Source organism: Blastococcus mobilis (assembly GCF_900188025.1).
GTDB classification, from domain to species: domain Bacteria; phylum Actinomycetota; class Actinomycetes; order Mycobacteriales; family Geodermatophilaceae; genus Blastococcus_B; species Blastococcus_B mobilis.
Genome location: NZ_FZNO01000014.1, coordinates 94,418 through 120,628 on the forward strand (window position 1 = coordinate 94,418; position 26,211 = coordinate 120,628).

General features: G+C 71.8%; 25 protein-coding genes and 1 tRNA gene. 17 read left to right on the forward strand and 9 right to left on the reverse strand.

Going from position 1 to position 26,211, the window contains the following annotated elements; translation table 11 throughout:
- Positions 1–239: 239 nt before the first annotated feature.
- Entirely contained in the window at positions 240–452 is a 213-nt protein-coding gene (locus tag CHB94_RS13815; protein ID WP_089337145.1) for a helix-turn-helix transcriptional regulator, read from the forward strand.
- Positions 453–509: 57 nt separating this feature from the next.
- Positions 510–632, forward strand: a complete 123-nt coding sequence (locus tag CHB94_RS26200; protein ID WP_254920630.1) for a hypothetical protein — start codon at positions 510–512, stop codon at positions 630–632.
- Between the two features lie 200 nt (positions 633–832).
- Here CHB94_RS26200 and CHB94_RS13820 read toward each other — a convergent pair whose 3' ends face one another.
- The 6 genes from CHB94_RS13820 to CHB94_RS13845 form a co-directional block, all read right to left on the reverse strand.
- Positions 833–1,447 carry a hypothetical protein gene (locus CHB94_RS13820; protein ID WP_089337146.1) on the reverse strand — a complete coding sequence of 205 codons (615 nt, stop codon included), beginning with the start codon at positions 1,445–1,447 and terminating at the stop codon, positions 833–835.
- Between the two features lie 129 nt (positions 1,448–1,576).
- Entirely contained in the window at positions 1,577–1,819 is a 243-nt protein-coding gene (locus tag CHB94_RS13825) for a hypothetical protein (RefSeq protein ID WP_089337147.1), read from the reverse strand.
- Between the two features lies 1 nt (position 1,820).
- Complete coding sequence (locus tag CHB94_RS13830) at positions 1,821–2,627, reverse strand: hypothetical protein (protein ID WP_089337148.1); 807 nt, start codon at positions 2,625–2,627, stop codon at positions 1,821–1,823.
- Positions 2,624–3,469 carry a TIGR04255 family protein gene (locus tag CHB94_RS13835; RefSeq protein WP_141137504.1) on the reverse strand — a complete coding sequence of 282 codons (846 nt, stop codon included), beginning with the start codon at positions 3,467–3,469 and terminating at the stop codon, positions 2,624–2,626. Before CHB94_RS13835 ends, CHB94_RS13830 begins: the two co-directional genes overlap by 4 nt.
- Positions 3,470–3,686: 217 nt before the next feature.
- Positions 3,687–3,980 carry a hypothetical protein gene (locus CHB94_RS25215; RefSeq protein ID WP_089337150.1) on the reverse strand — a complete coding sequence of 98 codons (294 nt, stop codon included), beginning with the start codon at positions 3,978–3,980 and terminating at the stop codon, positions 3,687–3,689.
- Between the two features lie 49 nt (positions 3,981–4,029).
- A tRNA-Lys gene (locus CHB94_RS13845) sits at positions 4,030–4,102 on the reverse strand.
- 177 nt (positions 4,103–4,279) lie between these two features.
- On the opposite strand from CHB94_RS13845, the gene CHB94_RS13850 reads away from it, so the two are divergent.
- From CHB94_RS13850 to CHB94_RS13865, 4 genes are all read left to right on the forward strand, one after another.
- Positions 4,280–5,452, forward strand: coding sequence for a L,D-transpeptidase (locus CHB94_RS13850; RefSeq protein WP_254920631.1), 1,173 nt, complete (start codon positions 4,280–4,282; stop codon positions 5,450–5,452).
- A 74-nt stretch (positions 5,453–5,526) separates the two neighbouring features.
- Entirely contained in the window at positions 5,527–6,048 is a 522-nt protein-coding gene (locus tag CHB94_RS26205) for a hypothetical protein (RefSeq protein ID WP_254920632.1), read from the forward strand.
- A gap of 127 nt (positions 6,049–6,175) precedes the next feature.
- The gene (locus CHB94_RS13860) at positions 6,176–7,258 is read left to right on the forward strand and encodes a WD40/YVTN/BNR-like repeat-containing protein (RefSeq protein WP_089337152.1); all 1,083 of its coding nucleotides are present in this window, start codon (positions 6,176–6,178) and stop codon (positions 7,256–7,258) included.
- Positions 7,259–7,268: 10 nt separating this feature from the next.
- Positions 7,269–7,550 (forward strand): MoaD/ThiS family protein, encoded by a 282-nt coding sequence (locus CHB94_RS13865; protein ID WP_089337153.1) that lies wholly within the window; start codon positions 7,269–7,271, stop codon positions 7,548–7,550.
- Positions 7,551–7,553: 3 nt separating this feature from the next.
- Here CHB94_RS13865 and CHB94_RS13870 read toward each other — a convergent pair whose 3' ends face one another.
- Entirely contained in the window at positions 7,554–7,796 is a 243-nt protein-coding gene (locus tag CHB94_RS13870) for a hypothetical protein (RefSeq protein ID WP_089337154.1), read from the reverse strand.
- A 210-nt stretch (positions 7,797–8,006) separates the two neighbouring features.
- Here CHB94_RS13870 and CHB94_RS13875 point away from each other — a divergent pair, with 210 nt between their 5' ends.
- From CHB94_RS13875 to CHB94_RS13925, 11 genes are all read left to right on the forward strand, one after another.
- Complete coding sequence (locus CHB94_RS13875) at positions 8,007–9,206, forward strand: acyl-CoA dehydrogenase family protein (protein ID WP_176445560.1); 1,200 nt, start codon at positions 8,007–8,009, stop codon at positions 9,204–9,206.
- A 32-nt stretch (positions 9,207–9,238) separates the two neighbouring features.
- Complete coding sequence (locus CHB94_RS13880; RefSeq protein WP_089337155.1) at positions 9,239–10,453, forward strand: acetyl-CoA C-acetyltransferase; 1,215 nt, start codon at positions 9,239–9,241, stop codon at positions 10,451–10,453.
- A 25-nt stretch (positions 10,454–10,478) separates the two neighbouring features.
- Positions 10,479–12,629 (forward strand): 3-hydroxyacyl-CoA dehydrogenase NAD-binding domain-containing protein, encoded by a 2,151-nt coding sequence (locus tag CHB94_RS13885; RefSeq protein ID WP_089337156.1) that lies wholly within the window; start codon positions 10,479–10,481, stop codon positions 12,627–12,629.
- A gap of 17 nt (positions 12,630–12,646) precedes the next feature.
- Positions 12,647–13,276, forward strand: a complete 630-nt coding sequence (locus CHB94_RS13890) for a TetR/AcrR family transcriptional regulator (protein WP_176445561.1) — start codon at positions 12,647–12,649, stop codon at positions 13,274–13,276.
- Positions 13,277–13,287: 11 nt separating this feature from the next.
- On the forward strand, positions 13,288–13,491 hold the full coding sequence (locus CHB94_RS13895; RefSeq protein ID WP_089337158.1) for an NAD(P)-binding protein: 204 nt from the start codon (positions 13,288–13,290) through the stop codon (positions 13,489–13,491).
- A gap of 287 nt (positions 13,492–13,778) precedes the next feature.
- Entirely contained in the window at positions 13,779–14,441 is a 663-nt protein-coding gene (locus CHB94_RS13900) for a GntR family transcriptional regulator (RefSeq protein WP_176445562.1), read from the forward strand.
- A 405-nt stretch (positions 14,442–14,846) separates the two neighbouring features.
- Positions 14,847–16,313 (forward strand): GntP family permease, encoded by a 1,467-nt coding sequence (locus CHB94_RS13905; RefSeq protein ID WP_089337159.1) that lies wholly within the window; start codon positions 14,847–14,849, stop codon positions 16,311–16,313.
- 40 nt (positions 16,314–16,353) lie between these two features.
- Positions 16,354–17,235: a transketolase gene (locus CHB94_RS13910; protein WP_089337160.1), complete on the forward strand. Its 882-nt coding sequence runs from the start codon at positions 16,354–16,356 to the stop codon at positions 17,233–17,235.
- Positions 17,232–18,275, forward strand: coding sequence for a transketolase family protein (locus CHB94_RS13915; protein ID WP_089337161.1), 1,044 nt, complete (start codon positions 17,232–17,234; stop codon positions 18,273–18,275). Before CHB94_RS13910 ends, CHB94_RS13915 begins: the two co-directional genes overlap by 4 nt.
- Positions 18,276–18,444: 169 nt before the next feature.
- Positions 18,445–19,206 (forward strand): SDR family NAD(P)-dependent oxidoreductase, encoded by a 762-nt coding sequence (locus CHB94_RS13920; RefSeq protein ID WP_089337162.1) that lies wholly within the window; start codon positions 18,445–18,447, stop codon positions 19,204–19,206.
- A gap of 350 nt (positions 19,207–19,556) precedes the next feature.
- Complete coding sequence (locus tag CHB94_RS13925) at positions 19,557–22,943, forward strand: pyruvate carboxylase (protein ID WP_089337163.1); 3,387 nt, start codon at positions 19,557–19,559, stop codon at positions 22,941–22,943.
- Positions 22,944–23,096: 153 nt separating this feature from the next.
- Here the strand turns inward: CHB94_RS13925 and CHB94_RS13930 are convergent, their stop codons facing one another.
- Together CHB94_RS13930 and CHB94_RS13935 are read right to left on the reverse strand one after the other, a co-directional pair.
- The gene (locus CHB94_RS13930; protein WP_254920633.1) at positions 23,097–24,638 is read right to left on the reverse strand and encodes a mannitol dehydrogenase family protein; all 1,542 of its coding nucleotides are present in this window, start codon (positions 24,636–24,638) and stop codon (positions 23,097–23,099) included.
- A 224-nt stretch (positions 24,639–24,862) separates the two neighbouring features.
- Positions 24,863–25,942, reverse strand: a complete 1,080-nt coding sequence (locus CHB94_RS13935; protein WP_089337164.1) for a hypothetical protein — start codon at positions 25,940–25,942, stop codon at positions 24,863–24,865.
- Between the last annotated feature and the right edge of the window lie 269 nt (positions 25,943–26,211).

Here is a 26,211-nt window from a genome sequence, read left to right on the forward strand (position 1 = left end):
CGGGCGGCAGCCGGCGCCCTGCTACCGCAGCGAGGGGGACTGACCTCACCTGCCCGGTGGGGCGGCAGTAGAACAGCAGAAAGGCGACCGGCTGGATGCGGACTGGGGGCCAACTGGACGCGTACCGAAGAAGAACCGCAGGTCGCCCCAGAAACTGGCCGTCGGGTGTCAGCAATGGCTCGAAACGGACGCCTTCTATCGGTGTCGGACCAACCACGCGATCTGCTCGGGAGACAGCCATGTTCGACCACCCCGCCGGCCACGAGACCGACCTGCTCACCATCGCCGAGGCCGCGGAACTGCGCACACCCGTCGCCACGCTCCGGTACTGGAGGCACCGCAACACCGGCCCCCGCAGCTTCCGCCTCGGCCGCCGCGTCCTCTACCGCCGCGGCGATCTCCAGGCCTGGATCGACGTGCAACGCGAACGCGCGGTGCCGACCGACGCATGAGTCGGCCGGCAGGAGTCCCGGCGGAGGTCTTGAGTCCCGTCCCAGCCCTCGGCAACCATGATCCTGGACTTGTACGGGTACCTGCTGGCCGACCAGCTCGACGAGATGACCGACGCGATGAACGCGGCCCGACGGAGGGCCTGGACCGGCGCCAGTCGCGTGGGTCGGGGTGCTCGCTGAGGCGCGCCACAGCGACTCGGCGGTCCTGACGTCGTCCTCCAGTACTTCTCCGGTGTCATCGCCTGACCGGCTCCGGCGTACTGCAGAAGAACTACACGCTCGCGCTTGCCCGGGCCCATTGGCCAGGCACCAGGCCGCGGCTCTCACGGGCGCGCTCCCGTCGACCACCCGCCGGCCGTGCGCCCCGTCGCCCGGGAGGGTCACCAGAAAGTCTGCTGTCCCAGCTCGGTGATGCGGAGCCAGTCGCTGGCCCGATAGTCGCGCGCCCCCACCCCGTCGACGCTGCGGAAGCGGACCGGATCGAGCTGGATGTCGCTGACGCACAGCAGCCGCCGCTCCTGGGTCCGCCACTTCCGCAGCGGCTCCATCTCTTCCGGGGAGAGCTTGTCCGCCAGCGTGACGGCCAGCACCGCCACATTCTTGGGGTGGAGCCGGTCGCCGCGGGTGATCAGTAGACGGAACTGTTCGATCTCGTCGGGCCACACCGCTCCCGCCTTCTTCGCCTGCTTGACCGCCTGCTCCAGCCCGGCGACGAGCCCCACGCTGAGCTCGTCGTGCAGTGCGGCCCGGCGGAACTTGCCGGCGACACGCTCGGCGAAGGCATGCGCGCCGGCCGGGTCGTCGAAGCCGTGGTGCCGCTCCTGCTGCAGCAGGACGGCCTTGCTGACCGGCAGGGAGATCCGCAGGTCCGCCGCCCAGCTGCCGCCGCCGGGGACCGTGGACACCGGGGCGAGGTCGACGTTCATGTGCCGGCGGATCGCGGCAACTTTGTTGGGATCGGCGCCGGTGAGGTCGAGCAGCGGGGAGACCTGCACGGTGGGATGCCGGGCGCCGGGGCCGGTGGCGACGACGTCGCACGTCTGGGAGGTGATGATCCCCCACTCAGGTACCAGCGGCGGGCCGTCGGGCTGGTCGGCTGCGGTGCCCGCCGGTTCGTCCGCCGGTCAAGCGGCCACGCCGTCCCAGGCAACCACCGGCCAGCGGTGGCCGGGGCTGACGGGGACCTGCAGACCGGTCAGCGGGTCGTCCTCGGTGCCCGCCCAGAACAGCCCGATGTCGCGGATCAGGTCACCTTGACGCCACTCGGCGAGGCCGTCGGTGAACGCCGGTGTGCCCAGCGCTCGCGCGATGTAAGCGGCGTCGAGCCCACGGCGGATGTGGCCGGCGGACCGGTGCTGCTCCGGCACGTCAGCGGGGCCGCCGATCGATGCGTCGGCGGGGTGCGGCCACGGCCGACAACGTCCGCCCACGGGCGAACACGGGGCGCTGGTCGTCGTCGGGCTCGACGTGGTCGCCACCGACGCCGTAGGTAGCCGGGTAGCCGGGAGCATCGGCGGTGAGCGCGGACGCCGGCGGTTCGGCGACTCGCAGCAGCGCGTCGAGCTCGCCGCGGCGCAGCAGTGGGAGGCGGGCGGGATCGGCGAGCAGCCAGCCGCGCAGGCTGCCGCCGACCAACTCTTCGAGGTCCTCCACGGCCTGCGCGAGCACCCACAGCCGCCCCTGGCTGGCGACCCGCGGTCGCCGCGCCTCGGGCGCCTTCCACGTGTAGAAGGTGCTCTTGCGGATTCCGGCGGCGGCGAGCACGTCACGGACGGGCAGGTCCAGGCGGGCGGTGAGCGCGTCGACCACTGCCACCGCGTCGTCGCGCCCGGAGATGGCGGCGTCGACCTCGTCGTCGGCTTCGGCGGCCGCGGTGCCGGCGTCCAGGGCGGCGCTCGCGGCCGTCGCCTGCGCGGCGATGGTGGAGACGACGTCGAAGAACTCTGCTCCACGGTCCAGCAGGAAAGTCTCGGTCAGCCCGGTCGACGACTGCAGCGCCCGCACCATGCTCATCGGCGACGCCGAGACGCTGTCGAAGAGGTGCAGGGCGCCGCGCAGCGCCGGATCGGCGATCGCCCGCAGCCGGGTGTGCTGCTGGACGGACTCCATGTCATGGGCGGCGAGCCGCTCGTATTCGCCCAGCGACGCGCCGGTGGGCGCCAGGGCGAGCGTCATGGCGTCGTCTCCTCGATGCGGTCGTCGTCCTGCGCGCGCTGGAGCGTACGCAGGTAGTCGGCGGTGACCGTCGCCTGGAACAGCGAGGCAGCGGTCCGGTTGAGCACCTCGGCCCGGGTGACCAGGTCAGCAGAGCGGAAGCGGCTGGCCTCGGCGTCGTAGACGTCGATGTCGACCAGGTAGCTGATCGCGCCGCTGACGGCGAGGTCGAGGAACGGGCCGTGCCGGAGAAGGGCCCCCTGCGCGGGCCCGAGGTTGAGCTCCAGTTGCTGCTGCGCGCCCCGCACGTGCTGTCCGAACACCGGGTGCAGGACGGCGCCGAGCAGGTCGGGGTGGATGCGCTCCCGCCAGCTCGCCGGAGTTCGGGCTTCTGGGTCGGTGAACCGGTCGACGTAGCGCAGTCCGATCCTCTCCACGAGCGCAGGGGCCAACAGCTCCTCGGTGACGGTCATCAGCGCCTCGAGTACCGGGTTGAGGGTCCGGCTCCACCGCTCGTACCGGGTGGTCTGCAGAGCCACCGACCCGGGCAGGAGGGTGATGTGCCCGGTGCCGTCGGTGGCGTTCAGCTGCCAGCCGCGGGCGACCTGTTGCACCTGGGACATGGGGGCGGCGCCGGGCTGCATCTGGATCTCGATGCGCCCTTCCTGCGCCTCCTCCATCCGGGCGTAGGAGTGCCCCAGGCTGGCCAGTCGGTCCCGAGCCTGCAGTGCGACCTCGGGGGCGACGTCGGCGCCCTCGGCACGGAAGCGGACCTCAAGAATCGCCAGTTCCAGTGGCGGTCGGACGAGCAGGGTCCGGTCCGCGGGGGGCAGCCCGGCTAGCGGACCGGTCTCTTCGCTCATGTCCAGCACACCTCCTTCTTCGGCACGGGGGACTTGGACTGTAGTTGGACACAGTGTCAGCGACCAGAGCCCCGGTCGACAGGTCGCTCGCCCGGGGTGGCGCCTGCCCCGGTGCGTCCGGTGCCGCGTGCAGCATGCGGGAGCGGTGTGACAGTTCCGCGGGCCCGTACCGGATGAGCCGCCGCGGCGCTGCGGCCCGGATCAGCCGGTGCAGCGGTCAGCGCGAGTCCGCGGCGACCGCGCCGGCCGGCGCCTGCTCGTGCGCGCGGAGCACCTGTAGCAACTCGTCCAGCTGCGCGGGGAAGCGCCGGGCCGGCAGGCGGGACGCCGGCACACCCTCCGCGGTGAGACCGCCGGTGGCGACGAGGACGGGCACGGCGATCGTGAGCAGGCATGGACCGCGCCGCTCCGTGGCACCGGATCGGAGGTGGCCGCCCAGGCCGTTCCCAGAATGGCTGATCGCGGACTTCTGCGGACTGTTTGCGGACAGCTGGCCGGTCCGGCCCCTCATCGATCTTGTCAAGCTGGCCGAAGCCGCAAGTCAGCGGCCTGTTGCTGTGTGCGCCATCAGGGACTCGAACCCCGAACCCGCTGATTAAGAGTCAGCTGCTCTGCCAATTGAGCTAATGGCGCGTGTCGCCCGGCCTGCTGGGCAACGAGGGAGAACGATACCAGCGCCGCGTCGCCCGCAGGCGAGCACCCGGAGTGATGCTCGACTCCTCGATCTGTCGTCCCCTCCGTGGACACTGGGGTCTGGTCCACGGTCCGGGCGTCACCGGGTCGACATTTCCAGGGAGAGGACGGGGCAGGGTGCGACGGACAGCCGCCATGATCGGCGCGGGAGCGCTGATCTTCCTGACCGGGTGCGGTAACGCCGACGGCGGGTCCAAAGACGTCGCCGCCGAGGCCCCGGACGCACAGGTGGCCCTCGCCGTGCCCGACGGCTCGGTCGACGTCTCGCCCGTGGTCCCGCTGGAGATCACGGTGACCGACGGGGAGCTCGGCGACGTCACCCTCGTCGACGGCGCCGGCGCTGCGGTTGCCGGCACGGTCGCCGCGGGGGACGGAGCGGACGGCGCCGTCTGGACGCCGGAGGCCCCTCTGGACTACGGCACCGAGTACACGCTGACCGCCTCGGCGGTGAACGAGGACGACGAGGAGGTGACGGCGTCGTCGACCTTCACCACCGTCACCCCCGAGACGCTGTCGACGCCGTCCATCGGCCCGCTCGACGGGCAGACCGTCGGCGTCGGCATGCCGATCCGCGTCTACTTCGACGACCCGGTCGCCGACAAGGCCGCCGTGGAGAGCCACCTGAAGGTCACCACCTCCCGGCCCACCGACGGCGTGTGGAGCTGGCTGGGCGACGCCGAGGTGCACTTCCGGCCGTCGCAGTACTGGCCGGCGGACACCGAGGTGACGCTCGACGCCAACCTGTACGGCGTCGACTTCGGCGAGGGCGTCTGGGGCGAGAAGAACCGCTCGGTGTCCTTCTCCATCGGGGCGCGGCACGTCTCGATCGCCGATGCCGCCACCCACACCCTCGAGGTCTACGACGGCGACCGGCTGGTGCAGAGCTACCCCATGAGCGCCGGCGGGCCCGAGTTCCCGAGCCGCAACGGCCCCCACGTCGTCACCGAGCTCAACCGCGAGCGCGTCATGGACTCCAGCACCTTCGGCGTGCCGGTCGACAGCCCGAACGGCTACCGCACCCCGGTCGAGTACGCCGTCCGCCTGTCCAACAACGGGGAGTTCGTGCACGCCGCCCCGTGGTCGGTGGCCCAGCAGGGCAACAGCAACGTGTCCCACGGCTGCATCAACCTCTCCACCGAGCGCGCCGCCTGGTTCTACGAGTTCTCCCAGCCGGGCGACGTCGTGGAGATCAAGAACTCCATCGGCCCGGACCTCTCCGCTGCTGACGGCGACATCTACGACTGGACGATCCCGTGGGAGGAATGGCAGGCCGGCAGCGCGCTGAAGTGAGCGCCTGACGATCTTCCGGCGTTTCGTCGGGCGACCCCGGGGCACAAGATCAGCGCTACCGAGGAGGGGTCGCTGTGGACACGTGGGTCATCGTCCTGATCGTGGTCGTCGCCGTCGTGCTGGTGGCAGTGCTGGCGCTCGCCCTGGCCAAGCGTTCGCGGGTGGGTAAGGCCCGTAAGCGGGAGCAGGCGCGCGAGCACCTGCAGCAGGCGCAGGTTCGCGGCGCCCAAGCGGAGAAGGAGCAGGCGCTCGCCGAGGAGCAGGCCGCCCGTGCGCGCCGCGAACGAGCCGAGGTGCAGGAACGGACGGCGCTGGCCGAGCAGGAAGCGCGTGAGCGCGCGGCGCGGGCCGGAGAGGCCCGCGCGGAGGCCGACCAGCTGCGCGCCAAGGCCGAGAAGCTGGCGCCGGACGTCGTCCACGACGGGCACTCCCGACACGACGCCGACCGGGCCGGTCACTCCGGCCAGACGGGTCACTCGGGGCAGACCGGTCAGCCGGGTCAGCCCGGTCAGCCCGGTCAGCCCGGTCAGCCCGGTCAGCCGGACCGGACCGCGCACCCCGAGCAGCCTGGAGGAAGCGGCGCGACCCGCCGCTGAGTTCCGGCGCGCCGGACGGTCTGTCTCTCCGTGAGGGCGTCCGGGACCACCCCGGCAGGTCCCGTTCCTGTCGGCACCCGGCCCTACGGTCGCCCTCACGTCGATCCGTCGACCTCGGAGGGGCGTCATGACAGACCTGCTGGCCATCGGTACGCGCAAGGGGCTGTGGCTCGCCCGCAGTGACGACGGCCGCCGTACGTGGACGGTGGACGGCCCGCACCTCCTCGCGCAGGAGGTCGCGGCCGTCTCGATCGACACCCGGCGGCCGCAGCCCCGCCTGCTGGCCGGCATCCAGTACGGGCACTGGGGCCCGACCGTCATGTGGTCCGACGACCTCGGGGCCACCTGGCAGGAGACCGACCACGGGGCGACCCGCTTCTCCGAGGGTGAGGACGCCGCGCTGGCCCGGATCTGGCAGCTCCGGCCGGACAGCGCCGACCGCGCCGACGTCGTGTGGGCCGGCTGCGAGCCGCACTCGCTGTGGCGCAGCACCGACGGCGGCTGCTCCTTCGACCTGGTCCGGGGGCTGTGGGACCACCCGCACCGGAGGACGTGGGAGCCCGGCGGCGGGGGAGGTGCGGTGCACACCGTGCTGCCTGACCCGGCGTCGGACCGGGTGACCGTCGCCATGAGCACCGGCGGGGTCTACGTCAGCGAGGACGGCGGGAACGACTGGCAGCCGCGCAACCGAGGGGTCACCGCGGTCTTCCTGCCCGATCAGCTGCCCGAGTACGGGCAGTGCGTCCACAAGGTGGCGGTCGACGCGAGGGGCCCGGACCGGCTGTACGCGCAGAACCACTTCGGGGTCTTCCGCACCGACGACGGCGGTGGCTCGTGGACGTCGATCGCCGAGGGCCTCCCCGCCGACTTCGGATTCCCGATCGTCGCCTCCCCGCACGCCCCGGGCACCGTCTGGGTGATCCCGCTGGTCGCCGACATGCAGCGGGTGCCGCCGGGCGGCCGGCTGCGGGTGCACCGCAGCCGTGACGCGGGGGAGACCTGGACCGAGCTGGGCGCGGGCCTGCCCGACGGCAACTGGAGCGCCGTCATGCGGGACGCGTTCTGCGCCGACGGCCACGACGCGACCGGTCTCTACTTCGGCACGCGCGACGGCTGCGTCTACGCCAGCGCCGACGAGGGCGACTCGTTCACGTTGCTCGTCGACCACCTGCCCGACGTCCTCACCGTCCGCGCGGCCCGGCTGGCGTGAGGCGAGCGGGATGAGCGTGGAGGTGGTGCTGCCCGGCGTCCTGGCCGACCTGGCCGGCGGGGCGAAGCATCTCGACCTGGAGGTGGGCGGCGGTACCGTCGCCGACCTCCTCGACGTGCTGGCCACCGAGCACCCGCTGCTCGGCCGGCGGATCCGGGACGAGACCGGGCAGGTGCGCCGCTTCGTGAACGTCTACGTCGACGGCGACGACGTGCGCTTCAGCGGGGGACTGGCGACGCCGGTGGCCGACGGGACGGTGGTGCAGGTGCTGCCCTCGGTCGCCGGGGGCTGAGGCTCAGAGCGCGGCGAGGGTGGCGCAGTTCGGGCAGAGCTGCTGCTCGTGGTATCCCTCCGGCGGCCACGGCTGCTGCTCGTCGATGGAGACGTAGGCGCCGCACAGCGCCTTGCGGCTCTGCCCGCTGACCCGGCCGATCGTGGCGTGTGCCGGGCCGATCTGCCGCGGTTTGAGGCCCTCTGCGCCGTACGAGCCGACCATCACGACCGCGTGGGCGGTTCCGTACGCGTAGACGCTGGTCATGTCGACCAGAGTCCGAGCCTTCCGGCCGTCGCGCCAGCACCGCCGGTTCCGTGTCCACCGCTCCCGTCACACGCGTCGCACCAGTTGCCGTGTGCGCACCCAAGCACCGATCGGCGCCGGCGGTCAGGTGCTCTCGGGCGCAACGGCACCGATCGGGGATGGGTGCGGCTGTGTGACGCGGCTCGCGCAGATACAGAACGAACGGTCTGTATGTTGTCGTCCACGGCGACCGCCGCGCCGATCTGGATCGAGCTCCCGGAGGCTCCTGTGCAGTCCGCGCTCTACGAGGCCAGCCATGTTGCGTTCCGCGCGATGGTGCGCGACTTCCTCGCCAAGGAGGTCGTGCCGCACCACGAGGCATGGGCGGAGGCGGGGATCGTCGACCGGTCGGTGTGGCTCAAGGCCGGTGAGCAGGGACTGCTCGGCATGGACGTGCCCGAGGAGTACGGGGGCGGCGGGGTCAAGGACTTCCGCTACAACGCGATCCTCGCCGCCGAGGTCAGCCGGGTGGGGGCGAGCGGCCTCGGCTTCGGCCTGCACAACGACGTCGTCGCGCCCTACCTGATCGACCTCTGCACCGACGAGCAGAAGGCGCGCTGGCTCCCGGGCTTCGTCAGGGGCGAGATCATCACCGCGATCGCCATGACCGAGCCGGGTGCGGGCTCCGACCTGCAGGGCCTGCAGACCACGGCCCGCCGGGACGGCGACGACTGGGTCCTCAACGGCTCCAAGACCTTCATCACCAACGGCATCAACGCCGACATCGTGATCGTCGTGGCCCGCACCGACCCCCAGGCCGGGGCCCGCGGCTTCTCGCTGCTCGTCGTCGAGCGGGGCATGCCCGGCTTCGAACGCGGCCGGAACCTGGCCAAGATCGGCCTCAAGGCGCAGGACACCGCCGAGCTCTTCTTCGACGACGTGCGGGTGCCGTCGGCCAACCTGCTCGGGACCGAGGGGCACGGCTTCTTCCACCTGATGAACAACCTGCCCCAGGAGCGGCTGTCCATCGCCGCGGTCGCCGTGGCCGCGAGCCGGCTGATCCTCGACCTCACCGTCGACTACTGCAAGAGCCGCACCGCCTTCGGCCGGCCGATCGGGAAGTTCCAGAACACCCGGTTCGAGCTGGCCGAGATGCACACCGAGGTGACGATCGCCGAGACCTACCTGGAGAAGGCGATCCTCGAGCACAACGCCGGGCGGTTCACCGTCGAGGACGCCGCCATGGCCAAGTGGTGGACGACCGAGCTGCAGAAGCGGGTCGTCGACCGCTGCCTCCAGCTGCACGGCGGCTACGGCTACATGCTCGAGTACCCGGTCGCGCGCGCCTATCTCGACTCCCGCATCCAGACCATCTACGGCGGGACGACCGAGATCATGAAGGAGATCGTCGGCCGCTCCCTCGGCGTCTGAGCCCCCACTCCCAGGAAGACGAGAGGTCCAGCATGTCCGCTGAGGCGTTCATCTACGACGCCGTGCGCACGCCGCGCGGCAAGGGCAAGAAGACCGGGTCGCTGCACTCGGTGAAGCCGATCAGCCTGACCACGGGACTGATCGACGAGGTCCGCCGTCGCAACCCCGGCCTGGACCCCGCGCTGATCGACGACGTCGTCCTGGGTGTCGTCTCGCCCGTCGGCGAGCAGGGCGCGGTCATCGCCAAGACCGCGGCGCTCGCGGCCGGCCTGCCCGAGACCGTGCCGGGCGTGCAGATCAACCGGTTCTGCGCCAGCGGCCTGGAGGCGGTGAACCTGGCCGCGCAGAAGGTCCGCTCCGGCTTCGAGGACCTGGTCCTGGCCGGGGGCGTCGAGTCGATGTCGCGGGTGCCGATGGGTTCCGACGGCGGGGCCTGGGCCATGGACCCGGAGACGGCGGCGCGGACGGGCTTCGTGCCGCAGGGCATCGGCGCCGACCTCATCGCCACCCTCGCGGGCTGGAGCCGTGAGGACGTCGACGCCTACGCCGCCGAGTCCCACGCCCGCGCCGCGAAGGCCTGGTCCAACGGCTGGTTCCAACGCTCGGTCGTCCCCGTGACCGACCGCAACGGCACCGTCGTGCTCGCCACCGACGAGCTCGTCCGTCCGGGGACGACGGTCGAGTCACTGGCCGGGCTGCCCTCGGCCTTCGCCGGCATCGGCGACATGGGCGGCTTCGACGCGGTCGCGCTGCAGAAGTACCACTGGGTCGAGCGGATCGACCACGTGCACACGGCCGGCAACTCCAGCGGCATCGTCGACGGCGCCGCGCTGGTCGTCGTCGGCACCGAGGAGGCCGGGACGCGCAACGGGCTGACCCCCCGCGCGCGGATCGTGAGCACCGCCCTGTCCGGCGCCGACCCGGTGATCATGCTGACCGGTCCCGCGCCGGCGACGCACAAGGCGCTGGCCAAGGCCGGTCTGACCGTCGGTGACATCGAGCTGGTCGAGATGAACGAGGCGTTCGCCGCCGTCGTCCTGCGGTTCATGAAGGACACCGGTTTCGACCACGAGCAGGTCAACGTCAACGGCGGCGCGATCGCGATGGGGCATCCGCTGGGGGCGACCGGCGCGATGATCCTGGGCTCGCTGGTCGACGAGCTCGAGCGGCGCGACCTGCGCTACGGCCTGGCCACCCTGTGCGTCGGCGGCGGGATGGGCATCGCCACCGTCGTCGAACGAGTCTGAGCGCGAAGGCTGAGGAGCACCCCGCATGAGCAACAGCACCATCCGCTGGGAGCAGGACGCCGACGGAATCGTCGTCCTCACCCTCGACGACCCCGCGTCGTCGGCCAACACCATGAACGACGCCTACGTGCGGTCGATGGGGGAGACCGTCGACCGGCTGGAGCGGGAGAAGGACGCGATCCGCGGCGTCGTCCTCACCAGCGCCAAGAAGACGTTCTTCGCCGGCGGCAACCTGGGCAGCCTGATCCAGGCGACGCCGGAGACCCGCGGCGACGTGCTCGAGCAGGTCACGCTGGTCAAGAGCCAGCTCCGCCGGCTGGAGACCCTCGGCATCCCGGTGGCCGCCGCGATGAACGGCGCCGCGCTCGGCGGTGGCCTGGAGATCGCGCTGGCCTGCCACCACCGGGTCGTCCTCGACGACCCGAGGGTGAAGCTGGGCTTTCCCGAGGTGACCCTCGGCCTGCTGCCCGGCGGCGGCGGGATCGTCCGTTCGGTGCGGCTGCTCGGGCTGACCACCGCCCTGCTGGAGCTGCTGCTGCAGGGCCAGCAGCTCCGGCCGGAGAAGGCGATGGAGCTCGGGCTGGTGCACGAGCTGGCCGCCGACCGCGACGAGCTGATCGCCAGAGCGCGGGCCTGGGTGCTGGCGAACGAGACCGCGCAGCAGCCGTACGACGTCAGGGGCTACAAGGTCCCCGGCGGCACGCCCTCCTCGCCGTCGCTGGCCGGCAACCTTCCCGCCTTCCCGGCGAACCTCACCAAGCAGCTCAAGGGGGCGCCCTACCCGGCGCCGTACTCGATCCTGTCCGCGGCGGTGGAGAGCCTGCAGGTCGACGTCGACACCGCGTTCGTCGTCGAGGGCCGGTACTTCGTCGACCTGGTGGTCGGTCAGACCTCGACCAACATGATCCAGGCGCTGTGGTTCGACCTGAACGCCGTCAACGGCGGCGCCTCCCGCCCCGAGGTCGCCGAGACGTTCCGCGCGACCGAGGTCGGGGTCCTCGGCGCCGGGATGATGGGCGCCGGCATCGCGCACGCCTTCGCCAAGGTCGGCGTCGAGGTGGTCCTCAGGGACGTCAGCGTCGAGGCGGCCGAGAAGGGCAAGGCGCACGTCGCCGGTCTGGTCGGCAAGCAGGTCTCCCGCGGCCGGATGGCCCAGGAGCAGGCCGACGCCTTCCTGGCCCGGATCACGCCGACCGCCGACGCGGCCGACCTGGCCGGCTGCGACGTGATCGTCGAGGCCGTCTTCGAGGACACCGCACTCAAGCACCGGGTGCTGCGCGAGGCGGAGGCGCACGCCGCGCCGGACGCGCTGCTGGCGTCGAACACCTCCACGCTGCCCATCACCGGTCTTGCCGAGGGGGTGCAGCGGCCCGCCGACGTCGTGGGCATGCACTTCTTCTCGCCCGTGGACAAGATGCCGCTCGTCGAGCTGATCGTGGGGGAGCGGACCAGCGACGCCGCGCTCGCCCGCGCCTACGACGTCGTCCGGCAGATCGGCAAGACTCCGATCGTCGTCCAGGACAGCCGCGGGTTCTTCACCAGTCGGGTGTTCGGCACCCTCGTGCTGGAGGGCGCCGCGCTGCTGGCCGAGGGACTGGCGCCGATGAGCATCGAGCGCGCGGCGCTGCAGGCCGGCTTCCCCGCCGGGCCGCTGACGCTGCTGGACGAGGTAACCCTAAGCCTGCCGCTGAAGATCAGCGACGAGGCCGCCAAGGCGGGGTCGGTCGAGGACCACCCGGGCCTGGAGGTGCTGCGCGCGCTGGTCGAGCGGGGCCGGACCGGCAAGTCCGCCGGCCGCGGGTTCTTCGACTGGGAGCCGGAGAAGCGGGTGTGGCCGGGCCTGGGCGAGCTCTACCCCGCGCACGACGGCGTCCCGTTCACCGACGCCCAGGAGCGCCTGCTGTTCGCCATGGCCGTGGAGACGGCGCGCTGCGTCGAGGAGCGGGTGCTGACCAGCGTCGAGGACGCCAACATCGGCTCGATCATGGGCATCGGTTTCCCGCCGCTGTACGGGGGAGTCCTGCAGTACGTCGACCAGTACGCCGGCGGGGTGGCCGGGTTCGTGGCACGGGCCGACGAACTCGCTGACGCCTACGGGGAGCGGTTCCGGCCGCCGGCGATCCTGCTGGAGCGGGCCGTCCCGGCGGGCAGCCTCCGGGCCGCGGTCGGCGCCTGAGCAGGGAACCGGCCACAGTGGCCACAACGGCCGACGTCGGCCCGCCGCTTCGCCGTACCCAGGCGGAGCGGCGGGCGGGAACCCGCACGGCGCTGCTGCGCGCCACCGTGGAGGCGCTGGTCGAGCTGGGCTACGCGCGCACCACCACCCAGGAGGTGCAGCGCCGGGCCGGGGTCTCCCGCGGGGCCCTCACGCACCACTTCACGTCGAAGGCCGAGCTGATGCTCGCCGCCATGGATCACCTCTACGAGGAGTTCAGCGCGAGCGTCCGCCGGGCGGCCGCCGAGCTGCCGGAGGAGTCCACCGCCCGGGTCCGGCTCGGCGTGGAGCTGGTCTGGCAACGGTTCCACGGCCCGCTGTTCGTCGCGGCCATGGAGCTCTGGACCGCGGCCCGCACCGATCCGGAGCTGCGCGCCGCGCTCCTCCCGCACGAGCGGCGGCTGGGTGCGCAGCTGCGGCAGCTGGCGTTCGAGGTCTTCGGCGAGCAGGTGGCCCGGCACCCCGCTGCGGAGGCGATGTACCAGGTCCTGCTCACCTCGATGCGCGGTCAGGCGCTGACCTACGCCCTGCAGCCGGACGCGCCCCGCGACCAGTTTCTGCAGCACTGGCTGACGATCATCGAGGCGTTCACCCGCCCGGCCGCCTGAGGAAAGGTGTCATGACCAGCGTCGCGATCATCGGATCGGGCTTCGGTGGGCTCGCCGCCGCGGTGCGGCTGAAGCAGTCGGGCGTCGAGGACCTCGTGGTCTTCGAGAAGAGCCACGACGTCGGCGGCGTCTGGCGGGAGAACACCTACCCCGGCGCGGCCTGCGACGTGCCGTCGCACCTGTACTCGCTGTCGTTCGCGCCGAAGGCCGACTGAAGACGAGCCGCACGTCCATCCGCGGCTGCTGGCCGTCCGGGAACGCCTGGTCCTCGCCCCGCACGTGGGTAGCGCGACCCTCGACACCCGGCGGCGCATGGCCGACATCGCCGCTCGGGACGCACGGGCGGTCCTGGAAGGGCGGCTCCCGCCCATCCGGTGCAGGTCTGAGCGCGCGACGCGCCGCCGGCACGGCGGGAGCTCATCGCCACGACGGGGGAGATGTCGACTGTCACCAGGTCACTGTCGACACCCTGTGTCTAGGCTGACGGCTGAGGAGGTGCGTCGTGAGCATCGAGCCACTGGCCAGCTTGGATCGCAGCACGCTGCGGGAACGGGCCCTGGAGTCGGTCCGATCGGCGATCATCTCCGGTCAATACCGCCCGGGCGACCATCTCGGTGAGGTGGAACTGGCCAACTCTCTCGGGGTCAGCCGCGGCACGGTGCGCGAGGCACTGCGGCATCTCCAGCAGGAAGGTCTGGTCACTGCCGGCAATCGCGGAATGCTCCGGGTCAACAGCCTGACCCCTACCGAGGTCCGTGAGCTGTTCCAGGTCCGGGCGGCCCTCGAGGGGATGGCGGTCCGCGAGATCATCTCGTCCCCGCGACGCGAGGCCGCCGTCGCTGCGCTGCGCACGGCCCTCCAGGAACTGCGCGACGAGGACGAGGACTTCCGGGCGCGGATCGACGCGGACCTGGCGTTCCATCACGAGCTGTGCCGGCAGGCCGGCAACTCCATGCTCGTCGAAGCGTGGCGGCACCTCGAGGGCCGGATGAGAGTCGCCATCCTCAACGGTGCGGCGTGGCAGTCGCCCATGATGGCGCGCGACAGGCACGCCCCGATCGTCGACGCCATCGAGCGCGCCGACCTGACCGCCGCTCTGCATGTCGTCGAGGAGCACATGGCGTCCGCGGCGGAACGCTTCGCCCAGTCGCCCGAGTCCGCCTGATCTCCGGCGGCCGCAGCACTGCTGCGCGCGCCGCCGTTTCCGCGCAACCGACCTCGGCCGCCGCGTCATTCCGCCTGGCGGCCGCCTCCCGGCGCTGCCCCCCGGGCGGCAGGCCGTCGGCGAGCTGCGACGGAGTGACCCTTGACACTGTGACGCGGGCCATTCACACTCGTTGCCAGTTGACTGTTAACAGTTAACGACAGCGGGGATCGACGCCCATACGCTCACCGGAGGTCACCATGACCGAACGGCCCCCACCTCTCCGCGACCCTCGATGGGAAGAAGCCGCGGAGTGCCACCCGACCGAGAACTCGCCGGAGACGGTGAGCGCCGGGTGCGCGGTCCCGCCGATCACCATCGGGACCTGCGGCTTCATCAGCTCCGGCGAACCGGAGGGAAGCTGACATGGCCGGCACCACGGCGCTCCTGCTCCACACCGCGATCACGGTTGCCCTCGTCGTCGGGCTCATCGTCTTCGCGAAGATCAACCCGGTCATCTCGCTGGTGATCGGCGCCCTCTATCTCGGCATCGCCGCAGGACTCGGCTACGAGGCGACGACGACCGCCGTCACCGAGGGCTTCGGCAACCTGATGGCCGAGGTGGGGCTCATCATCGGGTTCGGCGTGATGCTCGGGACGCTGTTGTCGGCGATGGGGACGCTCCACCGCGTCGTCGACGGGATGCTGCGGCTCGTCGGAGCCAAGCGTTCCCCCTACGTCATGGGCCTGACCTCGGGCATCGTCTTCCCCGCGATCTATTTCGACGTCGCGCTCGTGATCCTGGGGCCCATGGCCCGGTCGATCGCCCTGCGGACCGGGCTCAGCATCGCCCCCCTGGCCGGCGCCTTGGCCATCGGCCTCGAGGTGGCGCTGCTGATGGTTCCGCCCGGGGCCGCCGCGCTGGCCATCGCGGCCGCCCTCGACATCCCGCTCGGCACCATGCTGGTGTGGGGCATCCCGTTCGGCATCGTGGTGATCGTCGTCAGCATCGCCCTGCACGTCCTGCTCATGCGCTACACGTGGAACGAGGAGCGGGATGACGACCCGCTGACCGACCCGCAGCACACGGGTGAGATCGCTGGCTACGGTGGCCCGTCCGCCGCTGAGCCCACCGGTGGACAGCCGGCCGCCCCGGGTGGCCAGCCGGCCGGGGAGCCGGGCCGCGGCGGGGGAACGACGGCCGTGGCGCGTGACCCGCAGCCCGTCAGCACCGGGACGCCGGGCAGGCAGTTGCCGCTGATCGTCGCCCTGCTGCCGCTGCTGGTGCCGCTGGTGCTCATCGTGCTCGACACCACCACGAGTGCCTTGGGTGCGGAGGTGGCCCTGCTCGGGTTCCTCGGCAACCCCGTGGTGGCCCTCCTCATCGGACTGCTCATCGGCGCCGCCCTCGCCGTGCCGTCGCTGGGCCGACTCGGCCTCGAAGAGGTGGTCGTCAGGGCCGCTGGGACCAGCGGCGTCATCCTGTTGTTCACCGGCGTCGCGGGGTCGCTCGGGCAGGTCATCGCGGAAACCAACATCGGGGACCTGGTGGCCGGCCTCTTCAGCGCCAACGCCGCCTATCCGCTGGTGCTGGCCTGGCTGGTCGCGGCAATGCTGCGCCTCGCCCAGGGTTCCGGGTCCGTGGCCGCCATCACCGCGGCGGCCCTGCTGGCGCCGGTCGTCGGGAGCCTGGGCCTCTCCCCGGTGCTGATCTGGCTGGCTGCCGCGTCCGGGGCCGCCTTCGGCGGGCACGTCACCGACAACACCTTCTGGATCTTCAAGACGCTGCTGGGCCTGTCCGTACGCGGCACCTTCCAGGTGTACACGGTCGCCCAGGCGCTGTTGTCCTTCGTCGGCCTGGGCGCGGTCCTCGTGCTCGGCATCTTCGCCTGACGGAAATCGAGCAAGAAATCGAGCAAGGGAGACATCCAGCATGAACACATCCACGAGCCCGGCCGTCTCCGGCACGGCCGGCGCGGTCGACCAGGCGGAACGGATCGAGCGGATCCGCCAGGCCGCCTACCGGGTCCGGCGCAACGCCCTGGACATGGGGGAGGTGCAGGGGCAGGGCTACATCGGGCAGGCGCTGGGCGTGGCCGACGTCCTCGCCGTGGTCTACACCGACCAGCTCCGGTACCGCCCGGAGGACCCGCACTGGCCCGACCGGGACCGCTTCCTGCTCTCGATCGGCCACTACGCCATCGCGCTGTACGCGGCGCTGGCCGAGGCCGGGACCATCCCGGCCGACGAGCTGGAGAGCTACGGCTCCGACGACTCGCGGCTGCCGATGTCGGCCATGGCCTCCTACACCCCGGGTGTGGAGATCTCGGGCGGCTCGCTGGGCCACGGGTTGGCCGTGGCCGCCGGGATGGCGCTCGGGTTGCGCCACCTCGGCAACGGGGCGCGGGTGTTCAACCTGCTCTCCGACGGCGAGCTGGACGAGGGGTCGACCTGGGAGGCGGCGCTGGCCTGCGCCCACCACGGCCTGGACAACCTCACGGCGATCGTCGACGTCAACGCGCTGCAGGCCGACGGCCCCACCGTCGGTGTGCTGCGCACCGAACCGGTCACCGACAAGTGGCAGGCCTTCGGCTGGCACGCCCTGCGCGTCGACGGCAACGACGTCGCCGCCCTCGTCGACGCCTTCGACGAACTGCGCGCGCACCGCGGCTCGCCGTCGGTGCTGATCTGCGACACCCGGATCGGGCGCGGCGTGCCGATGCTCGAGAGCCGGGAGAAGGCCCACTTCATGCGGGTGGAGGAGCACGAGTGGCAGCTCGCCCGCGACCAGCTGCAGGAGGGGACGACCCGATGACCAGCGCCGCGCCCAAGAAGAGGCTCACCACCTCGGCGATGATCGCCTCGTTCGCCGACCCCGGCCAGCGCACCGCCAGCGCGCCGTTCGGGCACGCACTCAACCGGCTGGCCGAGGAACGGCCCGAGATCGTCGGGCTGTCGGCCGACCTGGCCAAGTACACCGACATGCACGTGTTCCGCGACGCCCACCCGGACCGCTTCTTCCAGATGGGCATGGCCGAGCAGGCGCTGCTCGGGGCGGCGGCCGGGATGGCGGAGGTGGGGCTGGTGCCGTTCGCGTCCACCTACTCGGTGTTCGCCACCCGGCGGGCCTACGACTTCCTCTGCCTCGACATCGCCGAGCCGAACCTGAACGTCAACGTCGTCGGCGCCCTGCCCGGCCTCACCACCGGGTACGGGCCGAGCCACCAGGCCACCGAGGACCTCGCCATCCTCCGCGGCTGCCCGAACCTCACGATCGTCGACCCCTGCGACTCAGTCGACATCGAGCAGGCGGTGCCGGCGCTCGCGGCAGCATCCGGTCCCACCTACCTGCGGCTGCTGCGCGGAGCGGTGCCCACCGTGCTCGACGAGTACGACTACCGGTTCGAGCTCGGCAAGGCCGCCGAGCTGCGCACCGGCCGGGACGTCGTCCTCATCTCCACCGGGCTGATGACCATGCGGGCGCTGCAGGCCGCGGCCCGGCTCGAGGCCGACCACGTCGACGTCGCCGTGCTGCACGTCCCCACGATCAAACCGCTGGACACCGAGGCGATCCTGCGCGCGGCACGTACCGACCGGCTCGTGGTCACCCTGGAGAACCACACCCTGATCGGTGGGCTGAGCGAGTCGGTGGCCTCCACGCTGGCCTACGCCGGCGTCGGCAACCGGGTGGTCCCGATCGCGCTCCCCGACGAGTTCCTCGCCGCCGGCGCCCTACCCACCCTGCACGACCGCTACGGCCTGTCCACCGACGCCGTCGTCGCCAAGGTCAAGGCCGAGCTGGGCGGCGGCAAGCACGCCCCCTGGGCCGCCGACCCCGAACCGGCCACTGCCTGACCGACAGCTCTCCGCCCGACCACAGGGCGGCCGGCTGCCTGGCGGCGGTCACCTCGCTGACCGCCGCCGGGCGAGCCCAGGCCCTGCCGATCCTTCATCTCCACCGCGCTGCAGGGACTCAGACCTGCCGCTGCACCTTCCATCCCCTTCGCACACCCGGAGAAGACCCATGTCCGTGTCCGACAAGACCGCCGTCATCACCGGAGCCGGCTCCAAGCGCGGCATCGGCCGCGCCACCGCCCACACCCTGGCCGCCGCGGGCTGGAACGTAGCAATCCTCGACCTGGACGAGACCAGCGCCAAGGACGCCGCCCACGAGGTCGCCGAACGCAACGGCGTCCAGGCCGTCGGCGTCGGCTGCGACATCACCGACGAGACGTCCGTCCAGAACGCGCTCGCCGTCCTCGACGACTCCATGCCCCCCGTCGGTGCGCTGGTCAACAACGCCGGCATCACCTCGCCGACCCCGTTCCTCGAGGTCACCGGCGAGGAGTGGGACCGCTTGTTCGCCGTAAACGTCCGTGGCGCCTTCAACGTCACCCGACGCATCGCGCCCGGCATGGCCGAGCGTGGCTTCGGCCGCATCGTGTTCCTGTCGTCGGTCTCGGCGGAACGGGGCGGCGGGGTGTTCGGTGGTGTCGGCTACTCCGCGGCGAAGGCCGCCGAGCTCGGCTTCACCCGGGCACTGGCGCGCGAGCTGGGCCCCCGGGGATTGACGGTGAATGCCGTCGCCCCCGGGCTGATCGACACGGACATCACCGGCGGAGCGCTCGAGGGCGAGCGCAAGACCCAACTCCTCGCCGGGATCCCCGTGGGCCGCAACGGCAACGTCGCCGATGTCGCCGACCTCATCACCTACCTGTGTCGCGAGGAGTCCGGCTACATCACCGGAGCGACCTACGACGTCAATGGCGGCGCGCACATCCATTGACCGACTGGGCGTCCTGGCGCCGTCGCGGTCAGCCGCGGCCCGGACCGACTGCCCCAGCAGCGCTGGGGCAGTCGGTCCGGCCGCGCACACCGCCGGATGACGATCGACACCAACCCCGGCACGGGTCCCCGGTGTATGCGACGGTGGCCGCGCGTGCGCCGGGCGTCCCACGGACGACGGTGTTCCTACACGAGAGAGGACGCCGGGCGAGCCCGACATCGTGCAGGCTGTCGTGCCTGAGGAAGTCTGTCGGCCACGAGGACCCAGCCGGCGTCCGCCGGGCGCATCGCCGTCGAGGCTCACGCCGGATCCCGCTGCAACGCGGTGTCACCGAGTGAGGAGAGAACGTCATGTTCGACAAGGTGCTCGTGGCCAACCGGGGCGAGATCGCCATCCGGGCGTTCCGCGCCGCCTACGAGCTGGGTGCCGGCACGGTCGCCGTCTTCCCGTGGGAAGACCGCAACTCGGTCCACCGGCTCAAGGCCGATGAGAGCTATCAGATCGGCGAGGAGGGCCACCCGGTCCGCGCCTACCTCTCGGTGGAGGAGGTCGTCGGTGCCGCCCGCCGTGCCGGCGCCGATGCCGTCTACCCGGGCTACGGATTCCTGTCGGAGAACCCCGAGCTGGCCGAGGCCTGCGCCAACGAGGGCATCGCCTTCGTCGGCCCGACCGCCGAGGTGCTGGAGCTGACCGGCAACAAGGCCCGGGCCATCGCCGCCGCCCGGGACGCCGGCCTGCCGGTGCTCGCCTCCTCGGAGCCCGGCGACGACGTCGACGCGATGCTGGCGGCGGCCGAGTCGATCCCGTTCCCGCTCTTCGTCAAGGCCGTCGCCGGGGGCGGCGGCCGCGGGATGCGCCGCGTCGAGGACCCCACCGAGCTGCCCGGGGCACTCCAGGCAGCCATGCGCGAGGCGGAGTCCGCCTTCGGCGACCCCACCGTCTTCCTGGAGCAGGCGGTGATCGATCCTCGGCACATCGAGGTCCAAATCCTCGCCGATGGCGCGGGCAACGTCATCCACCTGTTCGAGCGGGACTGCTCGGTGCAGCGGCGGCACCAGAAGGTGGTGGAGCTGGCGCCGGCGCCGAACCTGGACCCGACTTTCCGCGAGCGGATCTGCGCCGACGCGGTCGCCTTCGCCCGCGCGATCGGCTACACCAACGCCGGCACCGTGGAGTTCCTCGTCGACGCCGAGGGCCGGCACGTCTTCATCGAGATGAACCCGCGCATCCAGGTGGAGCACACGGTCACCGAGGAGGTGACCGACGTCGACCTGGTGCAGAGCCAGCTGCGGATCGCGGCGGGGGAGACCCTGGCCGACCTGGGGCTGTCCCAGGAGAGCATCCAGCTGCGCGGAGCCGCGCTGCAGTGCCGGATCACCACCGAGGACCCGGCCAACGGCTTCCGTCCCGACACCGGGCGGATCACCGCCTACCGGTCACCCGGCGGGGCCGGCATCCGGCTGGACGGCGGGGCGTCGCTGGGCGCGGAGGTGGAGGCGCACTTCGACTCGCTGCTGGTGAAGCTGACCTGTCGCGGGCGGGACTTCGCCACCGCGGTGGCCCGGGCGCGGCGGGCGGTCGCCGAGTTCCGCATCCGCGGGGTGGCGACCAACATCCCGTTCCTGGCCGCGGTGCTCGACGACCCGGACTTCCGCGCCGGACGGGTGACGACGTCGTTCATCGAGGCACGCCCGCACCTGCTCACCGCCCGCTCGTCGGCCGACCGCGGCACCCGTCTGCTGACCTATCTGGCGGACGTGACGGTGAACAAGCCGCACGGCGAGCGCCCGCGTGTGGTCGACCCGCTGGAGAAGCTGCCCTCGGTCGATCTGCGGCAGCCTCCGCCCGAGGGATCGCGTCACCGGCTGAGGGAGCTCGGGCCAGAGGGGTTCGCCGCCGGTCTGCGCGAACAGGCGGCGCTGGCCGTCACCGACACCACGTTCCGCGACGCGCACCAGTCGCTGCTGGCCACCCGGGTGCGTACCAGGGACCTGCTCGGCGTCGCCGGCCACGTCGCCCGCACCACCCCAGAGCTGCTGTCGATCGAGGCCTGGGGTGGCGCCACCTACGACGTCGCGCTGCGATTCCTGCACGAGGACCCGTGGGACCGGCTGGCCGGCCTGCGGGAGTCGGTGCCCAACATCTGCCTGCAGATGCTGCTGCGCGGCCGCAACACCGTCGGCTACACGCCCTACCCGCAGGAGGTGACGACGGCCTTCGTCCAGGAGGCGGCGCGCACCGGCATCGACATCTTCCGGATTTTCGACGCCCTCAACGACGTCGACCAGATGCGCCCGGCGATCGACGCCGTCCGGGAGACCGGCACGGCGGTGGCGGAGGTGGCGCTCTGCTACACCGGCGACCTGGCCGACCCCGCCGAGGAGCTCTACACCCTGGACTACTACCTGCGGCTGGCCGAGCAGATCGTCGACGCCGGGGCGCACGTGCTGGCCATCAAGGACATGGCCGGCCTGCTCCGCCCGCCGGCGGCTGCCCGCTTGGTGACGGCGCTGCGGGAGCGCTTCGACCTGCCGGTGCACCTGCACACCCACGACACCGCCGGCGGCCAACTGGCCACGCTGCTCGCGGCCTGGTCTGCCGGGGTCGACGCCGTCGACGGGGCCATCGCGAGCATGGCCGGCACCACCAGCCAGCCACCGCTGTCGGCGATCGTCGCGGCCACCGACCACACCGAGCGGACCACCGGCCTCGACCTGGCCGCGGTCAACGACCTGGAGCCCTACTGGGAGGCCGTCCGCCGGTTGTACGCACCCTTCGAGTCCGGCCTCCCCTCACCGACCGGACGCGTCTACACCCACGAGATCCCCGGCGGCCAGCTGTCCAACCTGCGCCAGCAGGCCATTTCCCTCGGTCTCGGCCAGCGGTTCGAAGATGTCGAGGACGCCTACGCAGCCGCCGACCGGCTCCTCGGTCGCCTGGTCAAGGTGACCCCGTCGTCGAAGGTCGTCGGCGACCTGGCGCTCCAACTCGTCGGGTCCGGAGTTCCGGTCGAGGACTTCGCCGCTGAACCCGGCAAGTACGACCTGCCCGACTCGGTGATCGGGTTCCTGCGGGGCGAACTCGGCGACCCGCCCGGCGGCTGGCCCGAGCCGTTCCGCAGCCGGGCGCTGGAGGGGCGCCGGCCGGCCGAGCCGCCCGCGGAGCTGTCGGCCGACGACCTCGACGGGCTGGTCAAGGAGCCCCGGACGACGCTGAACCGGCTGCTGTTCCCGGCACCGACCCGCGAGTTCGCCGCACACCGCGAGCAGTTCGGCGACACCTCGGTCCTGCCGACGAAGGACTTCCTCTACGGCCTGCGACAGGGCGTCGAGCACGCCGTCGATCTCGAGCCCGGCGTCCGCCTGCTGATGGGCATCGAGGCCGTGGCCGAGCCCGACGAGCGCGGCATGCGCACCGTGATGTGCACCCTGAACGGTCAGCTCCGGCCGGTCTCGGTCCGTGACCGCTCCATCGACGCGCACGTCAAGGCCGCGGAGAAGGCCGATCGTGGCGACCCCGGCCAGGTGGCCGCGCCGTTCGCCGGCGTCGTCACGCTCCAGGTCGCCGAAGGAGACACCGTCGAGGCCGGGCAGAGCATCGCCTCCATCGAGGCGATGAAGATGGAGGCCGCCATCACCACTCCGGTCGGCGGCACGGTGTCCCGGGTCGCCATCGGTGCGGTGCAGCAGGTCGAGGGCGGAGACCTGTTGGTCACGGTCACCGCCGCGACGGCGTAGGCGTCAGCACCCGAACTGTCTCGCGGGGACCCGGCGCCACCGCGAGAGAGTCGGCGGCCGGCAGCTGGGGGCAGCGCCGGGCAGGCGTGCCCCCGCGCCTACCTGGACTTCGAGAGGGGCTCTGGTCAGCGAACGGCCAGATGCTGCCCGAGCTCATGGGAGGACGCCGCGGCGGCCGTCGGACGCCGCCGCAGGTCCGGCGACCGCTGCATCCGTCTCGTCGGGGAGGTCGGCGAGCTCGGTGAGGGTGGCGCGCGCGCCGCGTTCGCGCAAGCACGTCAGTGCCCGCCGGTAGGGCGTGACGAACCGCTCGTCGTCCACCAGGTCGCCGAAGATGTCCCGGTCGGACACGAACGCGAGGGGGTCCTCACCGAGCCGGCTGGCGTTGGCACGTAGCCGGCCGGCATGCCGGTCGACGAGGGGGATGGGACGACCGTGGTCGTCCCATCCCTCCGCGAACCGGGCCCAGCTGGCGACGACGGCCGCTGCGCGGTGCACCTCGCCACCGGAGGCGAGGCCGGCCCGAAGCACCGGCAGCACGTACTTGGGGATCAGTGCCGACGTCTGCACGCACAGCCGCGCGACCGTGTCGGCGACGGCGGCGCTGGCGAAGCGGTCGAGGAGTGTCCGCTTGTAGTTCTCGAGATCCACTTCCGGCACAGCTGCCAGTGTCGGTGCGACCTCGCGGTCCATGTAGTCCCGTAGGAACCCGATGAACAGCGGGTCCTGGCATGCTTCGTGCACGTGCTGGTAGCCGGCGAGACCGGCGAAGTAGGCCATCGCCTGGTGGCTGCCGTTGAGCAGCCGCAACTTCATCGCCTCGTAAGGAGTGACGTCGTCGACCAGTTGGACACCGGCCTCCTCCCACGGTGGACGGCCGGTGGGAAAGCGGTCCTCGACGACCCATTGGGCGAACGGCTCGCACATCACTGGCCATGCGTCCTCTATGCCGAAGTGGTCCCGCACCATCGCGACGTCGTCGGCAGTGGTGAACGGCGTGATCCGGTCCACCATGCCGTTGGGGAAGGACACCTCGCGTTCCACCCACGCACCGAGGTCCGCACCGCGCAGGGTGGCGAAGGCGGTGAACGCCCGCCGGGCGACGTCGCCGTTGCCTGGCAGGTTGTCGCAGGAGAGCACGGTGAAGGGCGGGAGTCCGCGCGTCCGACGGCGCGCGAGCGCTTCGGTGACCAGTCCGAAGGTGGTGCGGAAGACGGCATCGGGTCGTACGTCCGCTCGCACATCGGGCGTGTCGCCGTCGAAGACGCCGGTCACCGGGTCGGTGTTGTAGCCGCGCTCGGTGATCGTGAGGGAAACGATCCTGGTATCGGGGTGGGCCATCTTCTCGACCACGGCGTCCGGGTCGTCCGGAGCCAGGAGGTACTCGACGATGGAACCGATGATGCTGGGCTCCAGGGAGCCGTCGGGGTGTTTCACCACGAGGGTGTAGAGACCGTCCTGCGCGGCGAACGCATCGCGCACCCGGCGGTCCGCGGGGAGGACGCCGACTCCGCAGATTCCCCAGTCGTGGGCCAGACCGGCGTTCATGAGCCGGTCCAGGTACATCGCCTGGTGCGCCCGGTGGAAGCCGCCGACCCCGATGTGGACCATGCCGGTGCGAACGCGGCGGCGATCGTAGGTGGGAATGGCGACCGTTCCGGCGAGTGTCGGGAGGGTGTCGGCGTTCAGTGTCAACGCTGGACTCCTTCCCGCCTGACGGGGGAGATTCGACACCGATCTACTCTAACGTGAGGTTAGGGTTGTTGCCGTCGTGGGAGGCCGTCGTCCAGTCAGGCCGGGTCCGGGGAGCTCGCCCGGACCGGAGGACCGGCGGCCCGATCACGCCGGAGCGCCCATGGCGTAGGCGTACGGCCCGTGGCGCAGGGGTGCTCGGCATGGCCCCCGCTGTGGTCGGCACGTCACCCGGTCAACGGGAGCGCCCGCTCGTCCCGAACTCGCCCCCAGGGGTAGACCTTCAGATCCCGAGGGAGGACCCCTGCCACGGCTAGGGCCAGCGCCCCGCCGAGCGCGGCCGTCGCCACCGGCTCCCCGGTCGAGGAGGCATCAGTGAGCACGACTGCCGACATCAGGCCGACCAGGGCGAGCCCCCACCAGCGCCGGAAGTCGACACCCGCTGCGGACAGTGCCGCACCGACAAGCGCATGCGCGGTGACCAGCGAGGAATACCAACTCCCGGCACCCGAACTGAGCAGCTTCTTCAGCACCCGGGCCGTGAGGAAGTAGAAGCCGGCCCAGACTGCGGAGGACAGCACGATGGGGGTTCGCCCGAACAGGCGAAAGTATGCGAGGTTCTCGACGAATCCCCGGTTCAGGGCGGCAAGCGCATCGCCGATGGGACCGGCGGGTCGCACGCCCGCTCGCAGCGCCTCGGCTCGGGCGGTACTCAGTGCGTTCGCGGGAACGGGAGTCAGCAGACTCGCCCCTGCCACGGCAACTCCGGGTGCCAGAACCCCTCCCAGTAGCTGGAGCTCATGGTTCCGGCTGAGGTCGTGGTGGCGGCTGAGCAGGTGGACGGCCGCGGCCACCGTCGGAGCGAGGGCAGCGAGGAGGAACTCCTCGCTCGCTACTGCGACGGAGACGGCGCCGGCAATCAACACCGCGCTCGCCGGGAGCGGCAGGCGAAGCCAGGCCGACCGGGCAGTGGACAGGAGAGCGAGGGCGAGGACGCCGATGGCGTCGTACCGACCGACGTCGTGCAGCAGGAGGGAGCACGTGAGCGGAGAGGACATGAGCAGTCCAGTCGCCACCATGCGTGGCAGCGTGCCCGGTGCGCGCAGCGCGACGTCGACCGCCATGGGCACGATCGAGACCGCTGCCGCGCGCGACAGGGCGACCCCCATGCGCTCCATCTGGCGATACGTCGGGCGTCCGGCCGTGAGGCGCCGCAACACCTCACCTGGCAGGCCCCTGCGCACGAATCCGGAGCGATAACCCAGCCAGTAGTTCGGGGCCTTGTAGTCGGCCACCGGCCGGGCCATGCCGCCTCGGCCGGCCGGCGGCAGCAGTCTGACGACGGGTCGCGCGAGGCGCACCACCATGCCTGCGGCGCGCATGCACCCGCTGGCGACGCGCCGACCGGACGTCGCGGCCAGCCGGCGAACGGCGACCGGTCGTTCGCCGGCCCACGGAGGACGACCTGTCCCGCGGCACTGCCACGTGTGCTTGTCCCAGGCATGAAGGCGAGTCACGGGCGGTTCCTCTCTGGGTCACGGCAGTGACCGCGCCGCGGACGGCGCGGGCGCGCCTC